The organism is Novosphingobium sp. TK46, from assembly GCF_055361525.1.
In genome coordinates, this window is record NZ_CM143963.1 from 3385157 (window position 1) to 3406281 (window position 21125).

General features: G+C 62.7%; 22 protein-coding genes. 21 read left to right on the forward strand and 1 reads right to left on the reverse strand.

Features of this window, described 5'->3' with window-relative positions; all coding sequences use genetic code 11:
• Position 1: 1 nt before the first annotated feature.
• From ACXJ1Z_RS16205 to ACXJ1Z_RS16215, 3 genes are all read left to right on the forward strand, one after another.
• Positions 2 to 751 (forward strand): class I SAM-dependent methyltransferase, encoded by a 750-nt coding sequence (locus tag ACXJ1Z_RS16205; protein WP_463778049.1) that lies wholly within the window; start codon positions 2 to 4, stop codon positions 749 to 751.
• 32 nt (positions 752 to 783) lie between these two features.
• Complete coding sequence (locus ACXJ1Z_RS16210) at positions 784 to 2190, forward strand: NAD(P)H-dependent flavin oxidoreductase (protein ID WP_463778050.1); 1407 nt, start codon at positions 784 to 786, stop codon at positions 2188 to 2190.
• A 149-nt stretch (positions 2191 to 2339) separates the two neighbouring features.
• Positions 2340 to 2813, forward strand: coding sequence for an SH3 domain-containing protein (locus ACXJ1Z_RS16215; protein WP_463781275.1), 474 nt, complete (start codon positions 2340 to 2342; stop codon positions 2811 to 2813).
• Positions 2814 to 2855: 42 nt separating this feature from the next.
• Here the strand turns inward: ACXJ1Z_RS16215 and ACXJ1Z_RS16220 are convergent, their stop codons facing one another.
• Entirely contained in the window at positions 2856 to 4052 is a 1197-nt protein-coding gene (locus ACXJ1Z_RS16220; RefSeq protein WP_463778051.1) for an acetyl-CoA C-acyltransferase, read from the reverse strand.
• A gap of 248 nt (positions 4053 to 4300) precedes the next feature.
• On the opposite strand from ACXJ1Z_RS16220, the gene ndhC reads away from it, so the two are divergent.
• From ndhC to ACXJ1Z_RS16310, 18 genes are all read left to right on the forward strand, one after another.
• A complete protein-coding gene (ndhC, locus tag ACXJ1Z_RS16225) occupies positions 4301 to 4675 on the forward strand; it encodes an NADH-quinone oxidoreductase subunit A (RefSeq protein ID WP_463778052.1) in 375 nt (124 codons plus the stop codon).
• Positions 4672 to 5229 (forward strand): NuoB/complex I 20 kDa subunit family protein, encoded by a 558-nt coding sequence (locus ACXJ1Z_RS16230; RefSeq protein ID WP_463778053.1) that lies wholly within the window; start codon positions 4672 to 4674, stop codon positions 5227 to 5229. Before ndhC ends, ACXJ1Z_RS16230 begins: the two co-directional genes overlap by 4 nt.
• A 2-nt stretch (positions 5230 to 5231) precedes the next feature.
• Positions 5232 to 6128 (forward strand): NADH-quinone oxidoreductase subunit C, encoded by an 897-nt coding sequence (locus ACXJ1Z_RS16235; protein ID WP_463778055.1) that lies wholly within the window; start codon positions 5232 to 5234, stop codon positions 6126 to 6128.
• A 1-nt stretch (position 6129) separates the two neighbouring features.
• The gene (locus tag ACXJ1Z_RS16240) at positions 6130 to 7344 is read left to right on the forward strand and encodes an NADH-quinone oxidoreductase subunit D (RefSeq protein ID WP_463778056.1); all 1215 of its coding nucleotides are present in this window, start codon (positions 6130 to 6132) and stop codon (positions 7342 to 7344) included.
• An 82-nt stretch (positions 7345 to 7426) separates the two neighbouring features.
• Positions 7427 to 7627 (forward strand): hypothetical protein, encoded by a 201-nt coding sequence (locus ACXJ1Z_RS16245; RefSeq protein WP_463778058.1) that lies wholly within the window; start codon positions 7427 to 7429, stop codon positions 7625 to 7627.
• Complete coding sequence (locus ACXJ1Z_RS16250) at positions 7620 to 7955, forward strand: nuclear transport factor 2 family protein (protein WP_463778059.1); 336 nt, start codon at positions 7620 to 7622, stop codon at positions 7953 to 7955. Before ACXJ1Z_RS16245 ends, ACXJ1Z_RS16250 begins: the two co-directional genes overlap by 8 nt.
• On the forward strand, positions 7955 to 8626 hold the full coding sequence (locus ACXJ1Z_RS16255; RefSeq protein ID WP_463778061.1) for a complex I 24 kDa subunit family protein: 672 nt from the start codon (positions 7955 to 7957) through the stop codon (positions 8624 to 8626). The genes ACXJ1Z_RS16250 and ACXJ1Z_RS16255 overlap by 1 nt, the downstream gene beginning before the upstream one ends.
• Complete coding sequence (gene nuoF / locus ACXJ1Z_RS16260; RefSeq protein WP_463778062.1) at positions 8623 to 9933, forward strand: NADH-quinone oxidoreductase subunit NuoF; 1311 nt, start codon at positions 8623 to 8625, stop codon at positions 9931 to 9933. Before ACXJ1Z_RS16255 ends, nuoF begins: the two co-directional genes overlap by 4 nt.
• Positions 9933 to 11951, forward strand: coding sequence for an NADH-quinone oxidoreductase subunit NuoG (gene nuoG, locus ACXJ1Z_RS16265; RefSeq protein WP_463778064.1), 2019 nt, complete (start codon positions 9933 to 9935; stop codon positions 11949 to 11951). The genes nuoF and nuoG overlap by 1 nt, the downstream gene beginning before the upstream one ends.
• Positions 11948 to 12994 (forward strand): NADH-quinone oxidoreductase subunit NuoH, encoded by a 1047-nt coding sequence (gene nuoH, locus ACXJ1Z_RS16270; protein WP_463778066.1) that lies wholly within the window; start codon positions 11948 to 11950, stop codon positions 12992 to 12994. The genes nuoG and nuoH overlap by 4 nt, the downstream gene beginning before the upstream one ends.
• Positions 12991 to 13476 (forward strand): NADH-quinone oxidoreductase subunit NuoI, encoded by a 486-nt coding sequence (nuoI, locus tag ACXJ1Z_RS16275; RefSeq protein ID WP_463778067.1) that lies wholly within the window; start codon positions 12991 to 12993, stop codon positions 13474 to 13476. Before nuoH ends, nuoI begins: the two co-directional genes overlap by 4 nt.
• A 15-nt stretch (positions 13477 to 13491) precedes the next feature.
• Positions 13492 to 14109 (forward strand): NADH-quinone oxidoreductase subunit J, encoded by a 618-nt coding sequence (locus ACXJ1Z_RS16280; protein WP_463778069.1) that lies wholly within the window; start codon positions 13492 to 13494, stop codon positions 14107 to 14109.
• Positions 14106 to 14411 carry an NADH-quinone oxidoreductase subunit NuoK gene (nuoK, locus tag ACXJ1Z_RS16285; RefSeq protein WP_463778070.1) on the forward strand — a complete coding sequence of 102 codons (306 nt, stop codon included), beginning with the start codon at positions 14106 to 14108 and terminating at the stop codon, positions 14409 to 14411. Before ACXJ1Z_RS16280 ends, nuoK begins: the two co-directional genes overlap by 4 nt.
• 4 nt (positions 14412 to 14415) lie before the next feature.
• Positions 14416 to 16530 carry an NADH-quinone oxidoreductase subunit L gene (gene nuoL / locus ACXJ1Z_RS16290; RefSeq protein WP_463778072.1) on the forward strand — a complete coding sequence of 705 codons (2115 nt, stop codon included), beginning with the start codon at positions 14416 to 14418 and terminating at the stop codon, positions 16528 to 16530.
• A 64-nt stretch (positions 16531 to 16594) separates the two neighbouring features.
• On the forward strand, positions 16595 to 18124 hold the full coding sequence (locus ACXJ1Z_RS16295; RefSeq protein ID WP_463778074.1) for an NADH-quinone oxidoreductase subunit M: 1530 nt from the start codon (positions 16595 to 16597) through the stop codon (positions 18122 to 18124).
• Positions 18124 to 19587 (forward strand): NADH-quinone oxidoreductase subunit NuoN, encoded by a 1464-nt coding sequence (nuoN, locus tag ACXJ1Z_RS16300; RefSeq protein ID WP_463778076.1) that lies wholly within the window; start codon positions 18124 to 18126, stop codon positions 19585 to 19587. The genes ACXJ1Z_RS16295 and nuoN overlap by 1 nt, the downstream gene beginning before the upstream one ends.
• 16 nt (positions 19588 to 19603) lie before the next feature.
• Positions 19604 to 20323, forward strand: coding sequence for a biotin--[acetyl-CoA-carboxylase] ligase (locus ACXJ1Z_RS16305; RefSeq protein ID WP_463778078.1), 720 nt, complete (start codon positions 19604 to 19606; stop codon positions 20321 to 20323).
• Positions 20324 to 20339: 16 nt separating this feature from the next.
• Complete coding sequence (locus tag ACXJ1Z_RS16310; protein ID WP_463778080.1) at positions 20340 to 21116, forward strand: type III pantothenate kinase; 777 nt, start codon at positions 20340 to 20342, stop codon at positions 21114 to 21116.
• Positions 21117 to 21125: the final 9 nt, after the last annotated feature.

Genomic DNA, 21125 nt, shown 5'->3' on the forward strand with positions numbered 1-21125 from the left:
CATGCGTATGCGCCGAAATCTCCTGCTGGTTGCGCTCGTCGTACTGACAACCACGACTGGTGCCTGTCAGAAGAAGGCCGGTGATGGTCGGTTACCCACGGCGCGAGCATTCCCGAAGGCGGACCGCCCGGTGTCGAGACTGGCGGGGAATGGCTTTTCATCCGAGGTTGCGCGAGATAGCGTGAACGAAGCGCGTATGGTAATGGATCTGGCGGGCATCTCCAAGAACATGACCGTGGCGGATATCGGCGCGGGCGAGGGCTATTACACTGTCCGCCTGGCCCAGCGCGTGGGTGCGAATGGCCGCGTTCTGGCGCAGGATATCGATCCTGATGCGCTGCGCGATCTGGGCCTGCGCATCGAGCGCGAGCGTCTCGACAACGTGTCGATCAAGCGCGGCGCGGAGGACGATCCTGGGTTGCCGGCCGACAGCTTCGATCGGATCATGCTGGTCCACATGTACCATGAGGTTAGCGAGCCTTACGCCTTCCTCTGGCGATTGCGACCGGCCTTGCGCGCAGGTGGCAGCGTGGTGGTGGTCGACATCGATCGCTCGACGCAGGACCACGGTATTCCGCCCGCGCTTCTTTTCTGTGAATTCGAAGCGGTTGGTTTCCGCTTGGCCGAATTTGTGCGTAAGCCTAAGATGCAAGGGTATTATGCAAGGTTCGAGGCAAGAGGGCCCGCTCCGCGGCCGGGCGCGATAACGCCTTGCCGTTTGGCTGACAGGGCTCCGACCGCAGATAGCTGAACTGCTGCGCTCCAGAGGAAAGACGACGAGTCATGAGTTTCAAGGGTCTCAAGCCGATCGTTTATGGCGGCCGTGAGGTTTGGCCATTGGTCGAAGGCGGCAAGGGCGTGGCGGCTACCAACCACATGAGCTCGGGCGCCTGGGCGGCCGCTGGCGGAATTGGCACCGTCAGTGCGGTCAACGCGGATAGTTACGATGCCGAAGGCAAGATCATACCTCAGATCTACAATGCCCTTACCCGCAAGGAGCGACACGAAGAACTCATCCGCTATGCCATCGATGGCGCGGTGGAGCAGGTCCGCAGAGCTTACGACATCGCCGGCGGCAAGGGTGCGATCAACATTAACGTGCTTTGGGAAATGGGCGGCGCGCAGCCCATTTTGGAGGGCGTTCTCGAAAAGACCCGGGGGATGGTCACTGGTGTGACGTGTGGTGCCGGTATGCCGTACAAGCTTGCCGAGATCGCTGCGCGCTATAATGTCAACTATCTGCCCATCGTCAGTTCCGCGCGCGCTTTCAGGGCCTTGTGGAAGCGCGCCTATTCCAAGGTTGCGGAACTGATGGCGGCCGTCGTGTACGAAGACCCGTGGTTGGCGGGGGGACACAATGGTCTGTCGAACGCCGAGGATCCCACCAAGCCCGAAGATCCTTATCCCCGCGTCAAGGCCCTGCGGGAAACCATGCGGGGCGAGGGTATTTCCGATGACGTTCCCATCATCATGGCGGGCGGCGTCTGGTTTCTGCGCGATTGGGAAAACTGGATCGACAACCCTGAGCTTGGTTCCATCGCATTCCAGTACGGCACACGCCCTCTGCTAACGCATGAGAGTCCGATCCCCCAACAGTGGAAAGATGCTCTGCGTGAGTTGGAGCCTGGCGATGTCCTCCTGCATCGTTTCTCTCCTACGGGGTTCTATTCGTCAGCCGTGCGCAATCCATTCCTGCGCAATCTCGAAGCTCGATCCGATCGTCAGATACCATACTCGAAGGTGGAGGCTGGCGAGCATACCGTGCGGCTTGACGTGGGGGTGAAAGGCAAGAATTTCTGGGTGACCCCCAAGGATCTTGCGCGCGCTCGCACATGGTCGCTTGAGGGCCACACCGACGGTCTGCGAACGCCTGATGATACGATCGTCTTCGTGGATCCGATCGAACGTGATTTGATCCGAAAGGACCAGGCCGACTGCATGGGCTGCCTGTCGCATTGTGGTTTTTCATCTTGGAAGGACCATGATGACTACACCACCGGGCGCCTCGCTGACCCGCGTAGCTTCTGCATCCAGAAGACCTTGCAAGAGATCGCGCATGGCGGCCCGCTCGACGAAAACCTGATGTTCGCCGGTCACGCTGCCTACAAGTTCAAGCAGGATCCGTTTTACTCGAACGGCTTCACGCCGACCGTCAAGGAACTCGTCGATCGTATCCTGACGGGCGATTGACGCGTGCCGGGCCGTACGCACGGTCGAACGAGACCTTGGCTTCCCATGATCGACTGGGTGCAAATCCTTAGCTGCGGGGAGTGCGCCTGCTGGATCGACGTGCCATCTACCTCTTGAAGCGACATCGACGCCAAGGCTATGCAGTCAGCATGTTCCTTTCTCGCTATGTCCCTCTGCTTGCGCTTGCGGTGATCGTAAGTCCGACTTTGGCCCGGGCCGCCGACGAGGGCGTTCCTTATTGGGCTTCGGTCAGCGCGGCCGAGGCGAATATGCGCGTGGGGCCTGGAGACAGTTACCGCATCTCCTGGATCTACCGTCGACCATATTTGCCGGTCAAAGTGCTGCGCCGTGAAGGTCCATGGCGATTGATAGAAGATCCATCCGGCGATCGGGGCTGGATGCGTGACCTTCTGCTATCTCGCCAGCGAGCCGCGATGGTCACCGGGAAGGGGGTAGCTGAAATGCGTGCCCAGCCTCTCGCGACAGCTCACCTGCAATGGAAGATCGAGCCTGGGGTCATCGGGCTTCTGGGAGATTGCAGCGCGGGTTGGTGCCAATTCGACGCCGGTGGGCACAAGGCATTCGTACCCTCCGAGCGGCTTTGGGGTGCTGGAACGCCGTAGACATTTCCTCGCCGGCAGAGCGCCGGCGAGGAGTGCTTTCGATCAGTTCAGTTCGATTGCAACCGCGGTCGCTTCGCCGCCGCCAATGCACAGACAAGCGATGCCGCGCTTCAATCCCTTCTTCTTCAGGGCTCCAAGCAGTGTCACGATGATGCGCGTACCGGATGCACCGATCGGGTGACCGAGCGCCGTCGCACCGCCATGAACGTTGATCTTCTCGTGCGGGATGCCGAGGTCGTGCATCGCGAACATCGCAACGCAGGCAAATGCCTCGTTGATCTCGAACAGATCTACGTCCGCGATGTCCCAATCGATCTTCTTGAGCAGTTTGTTGATCGCGCCGGCAGGTGCAGTGGTAAACTTCGCAGGCTCCTGCGCATGCGCCGAAACGCCGACGATCGTGGCCAAGGGCGTAAGACCTTTATCCTTGGCCTGGCTGGCGCGGGTCAGCACAACTGCGGCGGCACCGTCTGAGATCGAGCTTGAACTGGCTGCGGTGATCGTGCCTTCCTTGGCGAAAGCGGCCTTCAACTGCGGGATCTTGTCGGGTTGACCTTTGCCGGGCGCCTCGTCGGTATCGACGACGACTTCTCCCTTGCGGGTCTTGACCGTGACCGGCACCACCTCGCTATCGAAACCACCCCCAGCTATCGCCTCCTGCGCGCGGCGGAGGGACTCGATGGCGTAGGCATCCTGATCCTGACGCGTCAGTTGATATTCGTCAGCGGTGCATTGCGCGAAGGCGCCCATGGCCTTGCCTTCCTCGTAGGCATCTTCGAGGCCATCGAGAAACATGTGATCGTATAGCGTATCGTGGCCAGCGCGCGCGCCGCCACGATGCTTCTTCGTCAGATAGGGCGCGTTGGTCATGCTCTCCATGCCACCCGCGATGACCATGTCGATCGAACCTGAAGCTAGCGCTTCGGCGCCCATAATGACCGTCTGCATACCTGATCCGCAGACCTTGTTGACGGTCGTAGCCTGAACCGAGGTGGGCAGGCCTGCCTTGATCGCCGCCTGACGGGCGGGCGCCTGACCAAGCCCGGCTGGCAAGACGCATCCCATGTAGATCCGTTCGATATCGCCACCGGAAACACCGGCGCGCTCTACTGCCGCACGAACGGCCGTTGCACCGAGGTCGGTCGCACTGACATCCGCCAAGACGCCTTGCAGGCCGCCCATCGGCGTACGGGCATAAGATAGAATGACGATCGGATCGCTGGCAGAAATCTGGGCCATGAGGGCACCTTTCAGGCAATTGCGTTGGACACTTGTTGCATTTGCGCATAATGCTGCGCTGCGGCATTAGCAATGCCATGTTGGTCGATCTCGGCACCAGGTGCAGAGGGGTGGCATCATGAAGGCTAAGCCGCTTCGGGCTGACTGCAAGATTGTGGATCGGCTCGTATTCGGCCTGCTCGGGGTTGCACCGTGCATCGGGCAGGACTAGGGCGCGATGCAATCGGTTTTCGAAACGAGTCAGTACTTTGGTCGATCTCTCGCAATACCTGCCTATCCTCCTGTTTCTCGCCGTCGCTTTAGCGCTGTCGACAGCGTTCGTGTTCCTCCCCATGGGGGTGGCGCGGCTGACGGGAACGCACAATCCCAGCGCGGACAAGCTAGCGGAATATGAATGCGGCTTTCCCGCGTTCGAGGATCCGCGCAGCCAGTTCGATGTGCGGTTCTACCTGGTCGCGATCCTGTTCATCATCTTCGATCTGGAGGCGGCATTCCTGTTTCCCTGGGCGGTGTCACTAGACGTTACGGGCTGGCCGGGCTGGATCACCATGATGGTTTTCCTGGGGGAACTGGCGATCGGTTTGGCTTACGCGTGGAAGAAGGGAGCTCTGGACTGGGAATGACCGAGGTTACGCAATTTCGTGCGGACGGTCACGCGCCAGAGGGCGCCTTGACCGCTCCCGATGCGTCGTTCTTCAACGGCCTTACCCAGGAAGTGTCCGACAAGGGCTTCCTGATCACCTCGACCGAGGAACTCTTCCAGTGGGCCCGTACCGGCTCACTGTGGTGGATGACGTTTGGCCTCGCTTGCTGCGCGGTCGAAATGATCCACGTAAACATGCCGCGTTACGACATGGAACGCTTTGGCGTCGCTCCACGCGCGTCACCGCGTCAGTCGGACGTGATGATCGTGGCGGGCACGCTTTGCAACAAGATGGCTCCAGCGCTTCGCCGCGTCTACGATCAGATGTCGGATCCCAAGTACGTCATCTCGATGGGCTCATGCGCTAACGGCGGCGGCTACTATCACTATAGCTACAGCGTCGTGCGCGGCTGCGACCGGATCGTGCCGGTCGATATCTACGTGCCCGGTTGTCCGCCCACGGCAGAGGCACTGCTTTACGGCGTGATGCAGTTGCAGCGTAAGATCCGCCGCGTCGGCACGCTGGAGCGCTAAGAATGGCCGTCCTGCACTCCGCCCCCCGGATCGCCTCGAACGAAGGCGTGCTCGACTCGCTGTCGGTCGCGCTCGGCAGCATGCTCGTATCCGCAAAGGAAGAATTTGGCGAAATCGTCCTCACTGTGGCGCGAGACAGCGTCGAGGACGCGCTGCGTCTGTTGCGCGACGATCATGCCTATCAGCAGTTGATGGAGATTGCCGGCGCGGATTATCCGTCCCGGGCTGAGCGGTTCGATGTCGTTTACATGCTGCTGTCGCTTACCAAAAACCATCGCATCATGGTGAAGGTGACCGCGGCCGAGCACACGCCAGTGCCGACCGTTACCACGCTATGGCCGGTCGCAGGCTGGCTCGAGCGGGAGGTCTTCGACATGTACGGGGTGGTGTTCGCGGGCAATTCCGACCTTCGGCGCATTCTCACCGACTATGGGTTCGAGGGGCATCCGTTCCGCAAGGATTTTCCACTCACCGGCTATGTCGAGCTGCGCTATTCCGAAGAAGACAAGCGCGTCGTCTACGAACCGGTGAAGCTGGCCCAGGATTTGCGCTCGTTCGATTTCATGAGTCCTTGGGAGGGTGGCGACTATGTGCTCCCCGGCGACGAGAAGGCAGCCGAGAAGCCGGCAACGCCACCGGTCGGCGAGGTAAAGACCACCGAGAAGCCCAACCAGACCGGGGCGGGCGCGAAGACCGACGCCAAGGCCGAAGAGAAGATAGCGCCGAGCGCGACCACTTCGAGCACGATCGCCGGGCAAGGCCAGAGCGAGCCCGCTGTGAAGACTTCGGACGTGTCCGAACCGGGAGCGCCTGATCCGACCGGTACCCGTCCAGAGCGGCCGGCAGCAGGCGGCGCCAGTGCGAAAGAGGGCGCCGGTCCGGCTCCCGAAGGTAGCTGATATGAGTGGAATGACCCTGGACCGTTCGCCCACCAACACGGGCGAGTCGGTCGACAACTACACCATTAACTTCGGCCCTCAGCATCCCGCCGCGCACGGCGTGCTGCGCATGGTCATGGAACTGGACGGCGAAGTGATCGAGCGAGTCGATCCGCACGTCGGTTTGCTGCATCGCGGCACCGAGAAGCTGATCGAGCACAAGACCTACCTTCAGGCTCTGCCGTACTTCGACCGCCTCGACTACTGCTCGCCGCTGTGCATGGAGCACAGCTACGTACTGGCGATCGAGAAGCTGCTAAACCTCGAAGTGCCGATCCGCGCGCAGTACCTGCGAGTGTTGTTCGCCGAACTGACACGCATCTGCAACCACATGCTCAACCTTGGCTCGCACGTCATGGACGTGGGCGCGATGACACCGAACCTGTGGCTGTTCGAGATTCGCGAGGACTGCCTCAACTTCTTCGAGCGCGCGTCCGGTGCACGCATGCATGCGGCCTGGTACCGTCCTGGTGGCGTTCACCAGGATGTGCCGCTCAAGCTGCTGACCGACATCGCCGACTGGCTCGACACGCGCCTGCCGACGCTGTTCGACGACGCGATGAGCCTGGTCGTGGACAACCGGATCTTCAAGCAGCGCAACGTCGACATCGCCAAGGTCAGCCGCGACGATGCCATCGCGTGGGGCTTTTCCGGCCCGATGATCCGTGGCGCCGGCATTCCGTGGGACTTGCGCAAGAGCCAGCCCTACGACGTCTATGACCGCATGGAATTCGAGATCCCGGTCGGCACCAACTCCGACTGCTACGATCGTTTCATGGTGCGCGTCGAGGAAGTGCGCCAGTCCGCCAAGATCATGAAGCAGTGCCTGGCGCAGATGCCCGAGGGGCCGATCGCGTCGGAAGACCGCAAGATCGTGCCACCCAAGCGGGCCGAGATGAAGAGTTCGATGGAATCGCTGATCCATCATTTCAAGCTCTACACCGAGGGCTTCCACGTGCCGGCCGGCGAAGTCTATGTCGCGACCGAGAGCCCCAAGGGCGAATTCGGTGTCTATCTGGTTTCGGATGGTTCCAACAAGCCGTACCGCTGCAAGATCCGGCCAACGGCGTTCTCGCATCTCCAGGCAATGGACATGATGTGCAAGGGGCACATGCTGCCCGATGCCACGGCGATCCTGGGGGCGATCGACGTCGTGTTCGGGGAATGCGATCGGTAGTTTCGGTTTTCGAGTACCGGACGAGAGGGGTGGGACCCCTCGTTCGGGTGAGTGCGTAGCGGGAAACGCGGGAGTACGTGAAATGAAGGCGCAGATGTTCGACATGACGCGAATGTGGGCCATGGTCACCGGGTTGGTGCTTGCCGCCTGGTACTTCGCCGCATTGGTTCTGGGGCTCAAGGTTTCCGACCTGCTGCCCATGCTACTCACCGCGATCGGCGGCTTCGAAATGTTTCTCTACAGCCAGGACGTCTGGCTGAAACGAAAGAGCAGGAATGGCTGACCGCCTTGCCATCGCCGAAGAGATGATCGCGCGCTACAACGCGCAGGACGTCGACGGCTATGTCGCATTGATGACCGACGATGCATGCGAAGCGGGCTACCGCGGCGCGGTGCTGCGTGACGGCCGCGAAGGCGTGCGCGCGGGGCTTACGGCGATGTTCGCTGAGTTCCCCCAGAACCGTGCCGATATCGTCAAGGGTTATGTCTTGGGCGAATTCGTCGTGCTGCACGAGACCGTATCGCGCTCGGCCGATGCCGAGCCGTTCGAAGTGATGTCGATCTACAGTTTCGAGGGCGACAAGTGCTCTCGCGTGGAGTTTGTTCGCTAATGGCCGATCGCTACCTCGAACCGGATTCGCCCGAACTGCGGGCGCGCTGGGGGAACTTCGCCTGGACGCCGACATGGGCGGACAAGGCCAGGGCGACGATCGCGCGTTATCCCGAGGGCCGGCAGCGCTCGGCAGTGATGGCTTATCTCGACTTCGCGCAACGGCAGGTCGGCGAAGAGACGAACACGCAAGGCTGGCTACCGATCCCGGTGATCGAGTTCGTGGCGCGAGAACTGGGAATGCCGGTCGTGCGTGTCCTAGAGGTCGCGACCTTCTATACGATGTACAACCTGGTGCCGGTGGGTCGCTTCCACGTTCAGGTCTGCGGCACTACGCCGTGTATGCTGCGCGGGTCCGACGACATCATCGCCGCATGCGAAAAGCGTGGCATGCTCCCTGGACACATCACCGACGACGGCTTGTGGACGTTCACCGAGGTCGAATGCATGGGCAACTGCGCGTCGGCGCCGATGGTGCAGATCAACGACGACAATTATGAGGATCTCACGGCTGAGCGCATGGATGCGATCCTCGACGCACTGGCCCGCGGCGAAAGGCCGAAGGCTGGGACCCAGGAGCCAGGTCGCCACACGGTAGAACCTGCAGGCGCACTGAGTTCGTTGATCGCGATGGTCGACGAGAACCACGATTACCGGGGTGAGTGGGCATGAGCCTCTCCGATAAGGACCGCATATTCACCAACGTCTACGGCTATCAGTCGTGGCACCTTGATGCCGCGCGGAAGCGGGGCGATTGGGACAACACCAAGGACCTGATCGCGCGCGGACGCGACGCGATTATCCAGGAAATGAAGGACTCGGGCTTGCGCGGCCGCGGCGGAGCGGGCTTCCCGACCGGCATGAAATGGTCCTTCATGCCCAAGGAGCCGCCCAAGGATGCCGCTGGCAATCCCAAGCCCAGCTTTCTGGTTATCAACGCCGACGAATCCGAGCCGGGCAGCTGCAAGGATCGTGAGATCCTGCGCCATGATCCGCACAAGCTGATCGAGGGCGCGCTGGTCGCCGGTTTCGCGATGAACGCGCGCGCTGCCTACATCTACGTGCGCGGTGAATACATTCGTGAGGCCGAAGTGCTATTTGCCGCCGTGCAGGAAGCGTATGACGCGGGCCTGCTTGGCAAGAATGCCGCTGGCTCCGGCTTCGATTACGACGTCTTCGTTCATCGCGGCGCCGGCGCCTACATCTGCGGTGAAGAGACCGCGATGATCGAGAGCTTGGAAGGCAAGAAGGGCCAGCCCCGCCTCAAGCCGCCGTTTCCGGCCGGCGCAGGCCTCTATGGCTGCCCGACAACGGTCAACAACGTTGAATCGATCGCGGTCGCGCCTACCATTTTGCGGCGCGGCGCGAGCTGGTTCTCCAGCTTCGGTGCCGAGAACAATCGCGGCACCAAGCTTTTCCAGATCAGCGGCCACGTGAACAAGCCGTGCGTCGTCGAAGAGGCGATGAGCATCCCGTTCAGCGAGCTGATCGAGAAGCACTGCGGCGGCATCCGTGGCGGCAAGGACAATTTGCTCGCGGTGATCCCGGGCGGCTCCTCGGTGCCGCTGGTGCCCGCGTCGCAGATCTGGGATGCGCCGATGGACTTCGACGGCCTCAAGGCGGTGGGTTCGGGTCTGGGCACTGCCGCGGTCATCGTCATGGACAAGTCGACCGACATTGTGCGCGCCATCAGCCGCCTGTCCTATTTCTACAAGCATGAGTCCTGTGGCCAGTGCACGCCCTGCCGCGAAGGCACTGGGTGGATGTGGCGCGTGATGGAGCGCCTGCGCACCGGCGAGGCCCATGTCGAGGAAATTGACATGCTCCAGCAAGTCACCAAGCAGGTCGAGGGCCACACCATCTGCGCGCTGGGCGACGCCGCCGCGTGGCCGATCCAGGGCCTCATCAAGCACTTCCGCCCCGAGATCGAGCGTCGCATCGAAGAGCGCCTGGGCTCGTTGCAAGAGGCCGCAGAATAATGCCCAAGCTCAAAGTCGACGGCGTCGAGATCGAGGTTCCCAACGGCGCCACCGTGCTCCAGGCCTGCGAACTCGCCGGCAAGGAAATCCCGCGGTTCTGTTATCACGAGCGGCTCTCGATCGCCGGCAACTGCCGCATGTGCCTGGTCGAGGTGAAGCCAGGTCCGCCCAAGCCGCAGGCTTCGTGCGCGCTGCCCGCAGCGGAGAACCAGGAGATCCGCACCGACTCGGAAATGGTCAAGAAGGCGCGCGAGGGGGTGATGGAGTTTCTCCTCATCAACCACCCGCTCGATTGCCCGATCTGTGACCAGGGCGGTGAGTGCGACCTGCAGGACCAAGCGATGGGCTATGGCCGTGGCGGTTCGCGCTACCACGAGAACAAGCGCGCGGTGACCGACAAGTACATGGGGCCACTGATCAAGACGCAGATGACTCGCTGCATCCACTGCACCCGCTGCGTCCGCTTCTCGGAAGAGATCGCCGGCGTCGACGAAATCGGCGCGCTCTATCGTGGTGAGAACATGCAGATCACCACATACCTGGAGCACGCTGCCAAGCATGAACTGTCGGCCAACGTGATCGACTTGTGCCCGGTCGGCGCGTTGACCAGTCGTCCCTACGAGTACGAGGCGCGTCCCTGGGAGCTGAAGAAGACGCTCGGCATCGACGTGTCCGACGCCACCGGTGCGAACATCCGCATCGACGCGCGCGGCCGTGAGGTGATGCGCGTACTTCCGCGCATCAATGATGACGTCAATGAAGAGTGGATCAGCGACAAGGCGCGCTATCAGGTCGACGGCCTGACCCGACGTCGGCTCGACCGGCCTTATCTGCGCCGCGATGGCAAACTGCAGCCCGCCAGCTGGAATGAGGCGTTTGCGGCGATCGCCTCGTTGAACCCGGGCAACAGCATCGCCGCGATCGCCGGCGACATGGTCGATTGTGAGACGATGTTCGCGGCCAAGTCGCTACTCGGCGCACTGGGCTCGACCCTGCTCGAAGGTCGCCAGACCGGAATGGACTACGCGACCGACAACTTGGCCGCGGTGAATTTCAATTCGACCTTCGCCGGGATCGAGACGGCTGATGCCATCCTGATCGTCGGCTCGATGGTGCGGTGGGAAGCGCCGCTGGTCCACGTTCGCATCCGCAAGGCAGTCAAGCGGGGCGCCAAGGTTTTCCTGATCGGGCCTGAGTGGGACACCACTTGCGGCGGCGAGTTCATCGGCAGCGACCTCGCACTGCTGGGCAATCTGCCCCGGGCGGTGATGGAGGCATTCGGTGCTGCCAAGCGTCCGGCGGTAATCGTCGGCGGGGCAGGGCTCGGCCGCGGCGGTCTCGACGCCGCATTGGCGCTTTCGGGACATCTGAGCCTTGCGCGTGATCTCGAGGACGGGTCAAGGTGGAACGGCTTTAACGTCCTGCACATGGCGGCGAGCCGCATGGGCGGGCTGATGCTGGGCTTTGCGCAAAAGGGCGGTATCTCCGACCTCGTTGCGGCCAAGCCAAAGGTCCTGCTTTCGCTGGGCGCCGACGAGGTGGACTACACTAGGTTCGCCGGATCGATGATCGTCTACGTCGGCCATCACGGCGACAAGGGCGCGCATGCGGCGGACGTGATCCTGCCTGGCGCTGCCTTCACCGAGAAGGCCGGCACTTACGTAAACACCGAGGGTCGGGTGCAATTCGGTGAGAAGGCCGTGTTCGCGCCGGGTGACGCGCGCGAGGACTGGACGATCCTGCGCGCGCTCGCTGATGCGTTCGGCGTGTCGGTCGGATTCGACAGCTTCGACGAATTGCGCGACGCGATGATCGCGCAGGTTCCGACGCTTGGCATCGAGGGTCTGGCAGACTACGGAAGCGAGCTGCCGCCCGGCGGCGGTTCCGCATCTGGCGCCATCGCCTATCCGATCCAGGATTTTTACATGACCAACCCGATCGCCCGCGCTAGCGCGGTGATGCAGCGCTGCTCGGCCGAACTGCTTCACGGCGAGGACTTTGCGGAGGCCGCCGAGTGACAGCGTTCTTCCAATCCCTCGGCATGTCCTTCGACTGGGCATGGTCCCTTGCGACGATCGCCGGCATCTTGCTGATCGCGTTGCCGCTAATGCTCGGCGTGGCGATGATCATCTATGCCGATCGTAAGATCTGGGCGGCGATGGCGCTGCGTCGCGGTCCCAACGTGGTCGGTCCGTTCGGCCTGTTGCAGTCGTTTGCGGATGGCCTCAAGGTCTTCCTGCAAGAGACCATCATCCCCTCGGCTGCGAACAAGGGCATCTTCCTGATCGCCCCGATCGTGACGTTCACTGTGGCACTGCTCGCCTGGGCGGTGATCCCGTTTAACTCCGGCGCAGTGCTGGCCGACATCAACGTCGGTTTGCTCTACGTGCTGGCGATCAGTTCGCTGGGTGTCTACGGCACCGTCATGGCGGGTTGGGCGTCGAACTCGAAGTACCCGTTCTTCTCGGCGATGCGCGCCTCGGCGCAGATGATCAGCTATGAAGTCTCGATCGGGTTCATCCTGATCTGCGTGGTGTTGTGGGCCAACAGCTTCAACCTGAACGACATCGTGCTGGCACAGAAGGGCGCGGGCCTCGGCTTCGTCAACGGCTTCTGGTTCAACATCCTGCTGTTCCCGATGTGGGTGATGTTCCTTATCTCGGGCATGGCAGAAACCGGCCGGGCACCCTTCGATCTGACCGAGGCTGAGTCCGAGCTCGTCGCTGGCTTTCAGACCGAGTATTCGTCGATGTCTTTCGCGCTGTACTGGCTGGGTGAATACGCCAACGTGCTGCTGATGTGCGCCCTCAACGCGACGCTGTTCTTCGGTGGGTGGTTGCCCCCGTTCGAGATCCCGTTCCTGTACTGGATCCCAGGCTTTGTCTGGCTGCTGCTCAAGATCCTGTTTTTCTTCTTCATCTTCTCATGGGTGAAGGCAACGGTACCGCGGTACCGCTATGACCAGCTGATGCGTCTGGGCTGGAAGGTCTTCCTGCCCGTCTCGCTCGGTTTCGTCGTGCTCGTTTCGGGCTGGCTCATGTTTACGAGGTATGGCGCATGAGTGTCGCGCAGCTGGTCAAGTCCTTCACACTCTGGGAGTTCGTGAAGGCGCATGCCTTGACGCTGAAGTATTTCTTCAAGCCCAAGGCGACGATCAACTATCCATTCGAGAAGAACCCGCTGAGCCCTCGCTTTCGTGGTGAGCATGCGCTGCGCCGGTATCCCAACGGCGAGGAGCGCTGCATCGCGTGCAAGCTGTGCGAGGCGGTCTGCCCGGCACAGGCGATCACGATCGAGGCCGAGCCACGCAGCGACGGTTCGCGCCGCACCACGCGTTACGACATCGACATGACCAAGTGCATCTTCTGCGGCTTTTGCCAGGAAGCCTGCCCGGTCGATGCCATCGTAGAGGGGCCGAACTTCGAATATTCCGTCGAGACGCGCGAAGAGTTGCTCTACGACAAGGCTAAGCTGCTGGCGAACGGGGACAAGTGGGAGCGGGCATTGGCCGCGAACCTTGAAGCCGACGCGCCCTATCGCTAGGGAGCCGCGGGGCACATGATTCACGTTTTCGCATTTTACCTTTTCGCGGTGCTGACGATTGCCTCGGGCGCCGTCACCATCCTTGCGCGCAACCCGGTGCATTCGGTGCTCTGGCTCATCCTGGCGTTCTTCAACGCTGCTGGGCTGATGGTGCTCGTTGGTGCCGAGTTTATCGCGATGCTGCTGGTCATCGTATATGTCGGCGCGGTCGCGGTGCTGTTCCTGTTCGTCGTCATGATGCTGGACATCGACTTCGCTGAACTGCGCGCAGGGTTCGTGAAAAACTTTCCGCTCGGCATGCTGATCGCCGTGGTGTTGCTGGCTGAGATCGTCTTGGGCATCGGCGCTTACCGCGCCGGCGCGTTGCATCTCGGTACGCCGGATGGCGCAGCGATGACCGCGCCGGGTGTCAGCAACATCGCCGCGATCGGCGGGCTGCTCTACAGCCGCTATCTGTTCCTGTTCGAGGCCTCGGGCCTGGTGCTGCTGGTCGCTATGATAGGTGCCATCGTTCTGACCCACCGCGAGCGTGGCGACACCCGCGGGCAGAACATCGCCAAGCAGAACGCGCGCCGTCCCGATGAGGCGACCGTCAACATGCGACCGGAAGTGGGCAAGGGAATGACGCTGTGATCGGGATCGAACACTATGTCGTCGTCAGCTCGATCCTGTTCGTGCTGGGCGTGTTGGGCATCTTTCTCAATCGCAAGAACATCATTGTCATCCTGATGGCGATCGAACTGATCCTGCTGGCGGTAAACATCAACCTGGTGGCGTTCTCCAGCTTCCTGCACGACCTGACGGGGCAGATCTTCGCCATGTTCGTCCTGACGGTCGCGGCGGGCGAGGCGGCTGTCGGTCTCGCCATCCTCGTCATCTACTTCCGCAGCCGTGGCACCATTGCGGTGGACGACGCCAATCGGATGAAGGGCTAAGATCTTGCATCCCATCACCTTCATCGTTTTCCTGCCGCTCCTGGCAGCGATCGTCGCCGGGCTTGGCAACAAGGCGCTTGGCAACTTCGCGGCCAAGGTCATCACGACCGGCGCGCTGTTCGTCGCCTGCGCCCTGTCCTGGCCGATCTTCATCAGCTTCCTGACCGGCAGTGCCGAGGCCACCGTCGTCCCTGTGCTCAAGTGGGTGCAGTCCGGCACGATGACGTTCGACTGGGCGCTGCGGGTCGACACGCTGACCGCCGTCATGCTGGTGGTGATCACCAGCGTCTCTGCGCTCGTCCACCTCTACTCGTGGGGTTACATGGACGAGGAGCCGGATCAGCCGCGCTTCTTCGCGTACCTGTCGCTCTTCACCTTCGCCATGCTGATGCTGGTGACTGCCGACAACCTGGTGCAGATGTTCTTTGGCTGGGAAGGCGTCGGGCTCGCCTCGTACCTGCTGATCGGTTTCTGGTTCCGGAAACCGTCCGCCAGCGCCGCTGCGATCAAGGCCTTCGTGGTCAACCGCGTGGGTGACCTGGGCTTCATGCTCGGCATCTTCGGGACCTACCTGGTATTCAACACCGTCTCGATCCCGGAGATCCTCTCGGCCGCGCCGGGCATGGCGGGATCGACGATCGGCTTCCTGGGCCATCGCTTCGACACGCTGACGGTCCTGTGCCTGCTGCTGTTCGTCGGCGCGATGGGCAAGTCGGCGCAGCTCGGCCTGCACACCTGGCTTCCCGACGCGATGGAAGGCCCAACCCCGGTCTCGGCCCTGATTCATGCTGCGACGATGGTCACCGCGGGTGTGTTCATGGTCTGCCGCCTGTCGCCGATGTTCCAGGCCGCGCCGACGGCGATGGGCTTCGTCGCCTTCATCGGCGCCTCGACCTGCTTCTTCGCTGCGACCATCGGCTGCACCCAGTGGGATATCAAGCGGGTCATCGCCTATTCGACCTGCTCGCAGCTGGGCTACATGTTCTTCGCCGCCGGCGTCGGCGCGTTCGGCGCCTCGATGTTCCACCTGTTTACCCACGCCTTCTTCAAGGCGCTGCTGTTCCTGGGCGCCGGCTCGGTGATCCACGCGATGCATCACGAGCAGGACATGCGGTACTATGGCGGCCTGCGTAAGGAGATCCCCATCACGTTCTGGGCGATGACCGCGGGAACGCTCGCGATCACCGGCGTCGGCATCGCCGACGTGTTCGGCTTCGCCGGCTTCTACTCCAAGGACGCGATCCTCGAGTCCGCTTATGCATCAGGCTCGCAAGTGGGCGACTACGCCTTCTGGATGGGCATCTTCGCTGCGCTGATGACGAGCTTCTATTCTTGGCGCCTGGTGTTCCTGACCTTCTTCGGCAAGCCGCGCTGGGCCGCCTCCGAGCACATCCAGCACGCGCTACACGATGCTCACGGCCATGACACGCATTCCCATGACGCACACGAAACGCACGGCCATGGCAGCGAAGCCGATAACGCGCCGGCGCAGGAAGACGCTGGACATGACGGTCGCGCGGCCGCGCACCACGAGCCGAGCGTCCATACCGAGGCAGGTACCGGCGGCTATCATCCGCATGAAAGTCCGTGGGTCATGCTGATCCCGCTGATCGCGCTGTCGATTGGCGCGGTGCTGGCCGGCTTCGTGTTCCAGCACGCCTTCATCTCCGAGGGCGAGGGCGAGTTCTGGAAGGGTAGCCTGTCCTTCCCCGAGCATCTGATCCACGCGATGCACGGCGTGCCGCTGTGGGTGAAGTGGGCACCGTTCACGGTCATGGCGATCGGCCTGCTCACCGCCTGGTACGGCTATATCCGCAACACTCGTTTTCCGGCAGCGTTCGCCGAGCAGCTCGGCCCGAGCTACACCTTCGTCTACCGCAAGTGGATGTTCGACGAACTCTACCACTACGCGATCGTCCTGCCTGCGCTGTGGCTTGGTCGGGTGTTCTGGAAGGTGGGCGACGTCGGCATCATCGACCGGTTCGGTCCGAACGGTGCCGCCTGGGTCGTCGCCAAGGGCTCGCATTATGCGCAGAAGGTGCAGTCGGGCTATCTCTACAGCTACGCGCTGGTCATGCTCATCGGCCTCGTCGCCGCGATCACCTGGGTGATCACGTGACGGGCGCTGATCGAATGACCCGGCCGCAGGGGAATATGATGTTCGCTTCGTTGGGAGCAGTGTGATGGGGGGCTTTCCGATCCTCTCGCTGATGCTGCTGGTGCCGCTGGTCGGCGCCATCGCCTGCCTCAATCTCGAGGCGCAGGCCGCGCGCACCGTCGCGCTGGCGGCGACGCTGATCGACTTCGTGCTCGGCGTCGTGCTCTGGGCGAACTTCGACATCGGCGGCGCGCAGTGGCAGTTCCAGGAGCGCCACGCGATCTTCTCCAGCTTTTCCTACGCGCTGGGGATCGACGGCATCGCGCTGCTGCTGATCATGCTCTCGGTGTTCCTGATGCCGGTCTGCATCGGCGCTAGCTGGACTTCGGTAACGAAGCGCGTCGGCGAATACATGGCGGCGTTCCTGCTGATGGAAACGTTGATGATCGGCGTGTTCGCGGCGCAGGACCTGTACCTGTTCTACATCTTCTTCGAAGCCGGGCTGATCCCGATGTACCTGATCATCGGCATCTGGGGCGGCGACAACCGCATCTACGCCAGCTACAAATTCTTCCTCTACACGCTGCTCGGCTCCGTGGTGATGCTGATCGCGATGCTGTGGATGGCCCACCAGGCCGGCACTACCGACATCCCGACGCTGATGGCCTACGATTTCGATCCGCACGTCCAGACCTGGCTGTGGCTCGCGTTCTTCGCCAGCTTCGCGGTGAAGATGCCGATGTACCCGGTCCACACCTGGCTGCCCGACGCGCACGTTCAGGCGCCGACCGCGGGCTCGGTGATCCTGGCCGGCGTGCTGCTCAAGATGGGCGGCTACGGCTTCATCCGCTTCTCTCTGCCGATGTTCCCCGAGGCGAGTGCGCAGTTCGCGCCGCTGGTGTTCGCACTGTCGATGATCGCGGTCGTCGTCACCTCGCTGATCGCGCTGGTGCAGCACGACATGAAGAAGCTGATCGCCTATTCGTCCGTCGCGCACATGGCGATCGTGACGATCGGCCTGTTCGCCTTCAACGTGCAGGGCCTCGAAGGCTCGATGCTGGTCATGCTGAGCCACGGCCTGGTCTCGGGCGCGCTGTTCCTTTCGGTCGGCGTGATCTACGATCGCCTGCACACCCGCGAGATCAGCCGTTACGGCGGCCTCGCGATCAACATGCCCAAGTATGCGCTGTTCTTCCTGCTGTTCACGATGGGCTCGATCGGCCTGCCGGGTACCTCGGGCTTCGTGGGCGAGTTTCTGAGCCTGGGCGGTATCTACCAGATATCGAGCTGGGTCTCGCTGGTGTGCACCACCGGCATCATCCTGGGCGCCGCCTACATGCTCTACCTCTACCGCCGTGTCGTGTTCGGCGAACAGAAGAACGCCGACGCCGCCGCCATGCCGGACCTGACCTTGCGCGAATACCTGATGATGATCCCGCTCGGCCTCGCCGTGCTGTGGATGGGCATTTATCCAGAAAGCTTCATTGCCCCCATGCGCGCAGACATCGCCGCACTCGACGCACGTCTCGCCCGCGCCAAGCCCGAGGGCGACGCCAAGCTAGCGATCGGCAAGGCCAAGCCCGCCCCGGCGGCGCATGAAGGGGAGGCACACTGATGGACCTCGCCCATTCGCTTCGCCTGATCGCGCCCGAAGAGACGCTCAGCATCGCGGGCCTGATCCTGCTGCTGATCGCCGCCTGGAGCGGTGACAAGGCTTCGCGCCTTATTTCGATCCTGGCCGTTTCGGTCCTGGTCGGCTGCATGTTCCTGGTCGCGCCGGCGCTGTGCGGCGGGGCCATGGGTCCGGACGTGAGCGCGTTCGGCGGTCAGTACCACGCCGATGCCTTCTCCGCCTTCGCCAAGCTGCTGATCTACGGATCGTCGGCCGCGGCCCTGATCGTGGCACCGGCGTTCTTCGACCGCCTCGGCCAGATGCGCGCCGAATACCCGATCCTCGTGCTCTTCGCCGCGCTCGGCATGGGCATGATGGCGTCGGCCGGCGATCTGCTGACGCTGTACATCGGCCTCGAGATGAACTCGCTCGCTTCGTACATTCTCGCAGCGTTCCTGCGCACGGACGGACGCTCGGCGGAATCGGGCCTCAAGTACTTCGTGCTGGGCGCGCTGGCCTCGGGCATCCTGCTGTTCGGCGTGAGCCTGACCTACGGCTTCACCGGCACCACCTCGTTCGCCGGCATCAACGCCGCGCTCTCGGGCGGGCTGTCGGCGGGCGCGCTGTTCGGCATCGTCTTCGTGCTGGCGGGCCTGGCCTTCAAGATCGCCGCGGTGCCATTCCACATGTGGACGCCCGACGTCTACGAAGGCGCGCCGACACCGGTGACGACCTTCTTCGCCACCGCTTCCAAGGCCTCGGCGCTGGCGCTGCTGATGCGCGTTTCGTTCGAGGCGTTCGGGTCTCAGGCGACCGCCTGGCAGCAGATCGTCATGTTCGCGGCGCTCGCTTCGATCGTGGTCGGTGCGCTCGGAGCCATCGGCCAAAGCAACATCAAGCGGCTGATGGCGTACTCGTCTATCAACAACGTCGGCTTCGTGCTGATCGGTCTGGCCATTGCCACGCCGCAGGGCGCGGCGGCGATGCTGACCTATCTGGTAATCTACATAGCCATGTCACTGGGCGGCTTCGTCGCGATCCTGATGCTCAAGGACGCGGACGGCAACCCGGTCGAGGCGATCGCCGATCTCGCCGGCCTTTCGCGCACCCGCCCCTACCTGGCGCTGGCGCTGGCGATGATCATGTTCAGCCTCGCCGGTATCCCGCCGCTGTTCGGCTTCTGGGGCAAGTTCGTGGTGTTCCAGGCCGCGGTCAATGCCGGCTACGTGGCGCTCGCCGCGATCGGTATCGCCGCCTCGGTGATCGGTGCGTTCTACTACATCAAGGTCGTCAAGATCATGTACTTCGACGAACCGGCTGACGTGGTCACGGGCAAGAGCGACTGGGCGCACCAGGCGCTGCTGCTGATCTGCGCGGTGTTCATGTCGCCGCTTGGCTACCTGCTCACCAAGTGGCTCGATGGCCTGGCGACCACCGCTGCCTCCGTTCTGTTCCTCGCGTCCTAAGACACATCAGGCCGATTTGATCGAAGTCGTCGCCGAAACCGGCTCGACAAGTGCCGACCTTGCCGCGAGAATCGCTGCGGATGAGGATGTGGGCGAGGGGCGCTGGCTCGTCGCCGATCGCCAGACCGCCGGCCGCGGCCGGCAGGGTCGCGTGTGGAACGACGGCGCCGGCAATTTCATGGGCTCAACCGTAGTTCTCGTCCAGGCGAGCGATCCTCCCGCGCCGACGCTGTCGCTGGTTGCCGGGGTCGCAACCTTCGCCGCGATCGAGGCCGCTGCGCCGGGCATCGCCGGCCTGGCGCTGAAGTGGCCCAACGACGTGCTGCTCAAGGATGCCAAGCTGGCCGGCATCCTGCTTGAGCGCATCGGAGACGTCGTGGTGGTTGGCATTGGCGTGAACATTGCTCAGGCACCCGAAGTGCTGGACCGAGATGTCGCGAGCCTGACGTCGAGCGGGCACGCTGTGACGCGCGAAATTTTCGCCGATCTACTCGACACCTGCTGGACGCACACTTTGAGGCTCTGGCGCGGGGGTGGTTGGGAGCAACTACGCTCGGACTGGATCGCCCGTGCACACGCGTTCGGGACCGCGCTGAAGGTCCATGGACCCAGCGGCGAGGTCCTGCGCGGCACATTCGCCGGCCTCGGCCCTGATGGGGCCTTGCAACTGCAGCTTGCGGGAGGCACGAGACAGACGATCCACGCCGGCGAAGTCACGCTCGACCATCGCCGCTGACCGGGACAATCGCACCATGCTGCTCGCCATCGACGCCGGCAATACCAACGTCGTCTTCGCACTTTTCGATGGTCGGACCATCAAGGGACGTTGGCGTATCGCCACCGATCCTCGCCGCACCGGCGACGAGTACGCGGTGTGGCTGATGCAATTGCTGCAGATCCGGGGTGTCGAGCGTAAGGCGATAGATCGCATCATCATTTCCACGGTGGTACCCCGCGCGCTCCACAACCTGGAGGTCTTGGCCCAGAATTACTTCCAGATCCAACCGTTGATCGCCGGCCAGGGCGCTGCGGCATATGGCATCGAAATAGACGTCGACGAACCACGCTCGCTGGGATCCGACCGCGCCGTCAATGCAGTGGCGGCTCATGCGAAGTATCAGGGCGACCTCATCGTGATAGATTTCGGGACCGCCACCACGTTCGATGTCATCGATTTCAACGGCGCCTACAAAGGGGGCATCATCGCGCCAGGCCTCAACCTCTCGCTCGACGCGCTGGTCGGCAACACCGCCAAGCTGCCGCGCATTGCGATCGAGGTGCCCAGGGGGACCAGCGTAATCGGCCGGAACACCGAAGATCAGATGTTGATCGGTGTTTTCTGGGGCTATGTCGCAATGATGGAGGGTCTGATCGCCCGCACGCGTGCCGAGATCGGCCGCCCTGCAAAAGTCGTCGCGACGGGCGGGCTGGCCGTTCTGTTCGACGAAGCCAGCACTATATTCGATATCGTTGACGCCGACCTCACGCTTGAGGGCCTGGCGATCCTGGCAGAGCGTTCTGCCCAATAAAGGATTTGA

Coding starts and splice junctions, on each gene's coding strand:
- ACXJ1Z_RS16215 (WP_463781275.1), top strand. CDS start 2,340: ATGTTCCTTTCTCGCTATGTCCCTCTGCTTGCGCTTGCGGTGATCGTA.
- ACXJ1Z_RS16245 (WP_463778058.1), top strand. CDS start 7,427: ATGAAGGCGCAGATGTTCGACATGACGCGAATGTGGGCCATGGTCACC.
- ACXJ1Z_RS16295 (WP_463778074.1), top strand. CDS start 16,595: ATGGGGGGCTTTCCGATCCTCTCGCTGATGCTGCTGGTGCCGCTGGTC.
- ACXJ1Z_RS16240 (WP_463778056.1), top strand. CDS start 6,130: ATGAGTGGAATGACCCTGGACCGTTCGCCCACCAACACGGGCGAGTCG.
- ACXJ1Z_RS16310 (WP_463778080.1), top strand. CDS start 20,340: ATGCTGCTCGCCATCGACGCCGGCAATACCAACGTCGTCTTCGCACTT.
- ACXJ1Z_RS16280 (WP_463778069.1), top strand. CDS start 13,492: ATGATTCACGTTTTCGCATTTTACCTTTTCGCGGTGCTGACGATTGCC.
- nuoG (WP_463778064.1), top strand. CDS start 9,933: ATGCCCAAGCTCAAAGTCGACGGCGTCGAGATCGAGGTTCCCAACGGC.
- ACXJ1Z_RS16220 (WP_463778051.1), bottom strand. CDS start 4,052: ATGGCCCAGATTTCTGCCAGCGATCCGATCGTCATTCTATCTTATGCC.
- ACXJ1Z_RS16210 (WP_463778050.1), top strand. CDS start 784: ATGAGTTTCAAGGGTCTCAAGCCGATCGTTTATGGCGGCCGTGAGGTT.
- ACXJ1Z_RS16235 (WP_463778055.1), top strand. CDS start 5,232: ATGGCCGTCCTGCACTCCGCCCCCCGGATCGCCTCGAACGAAGGCGTG.
- nuoN (WP_463778076.1), top strand. CDS start 18,124: ATGGACCTCGCCCATTCGCTTCGCCTGATCGCGCCCGAAGAGACGCTC.
- ACXJ1Z_RS16250 (WP_463778059.1), top strand. CDS start 7,620: ATGGCTGACCGCCTTGCCATCGCCGAAGAGATGATCGCGCGCTACAAC.
- nuoI (WP_463778067.1), top strand. CDS start 12,991: ATGAGTGTCGCGCAGCTGGTCAAGTCCTTCACACTCTGGGAGTTCGTG.
- ACXJ1Z_RS16255 (WP_463778061.1), top strand. CDS start 7,955: ATGGCCGATCGCTACCTCGAACCGGATTCGCCCGAACTGCGGGCGCGC.
- nuoF (WP_463778062.1), top strand. CDS start 8,623: ATGAGCCTCTCCGATAAGGACCGCATATTCACCAACGTCTACGGCTAT.
- ACXJ1Z_RS16230 (WP_463778053.1), top strand. CDS start 4,672: ATGACCGAGGTTACGCAATTTCGTGCGGACGGTCACGCGCCAGAGGGC.
- ACXJ1Z_RS16205 (WP_463778049.1), top strand. CDS start 2: ATGCGTATGCGCCGAAATCTCCTGCTGGTTGCGCTCGTCGTACTGACA.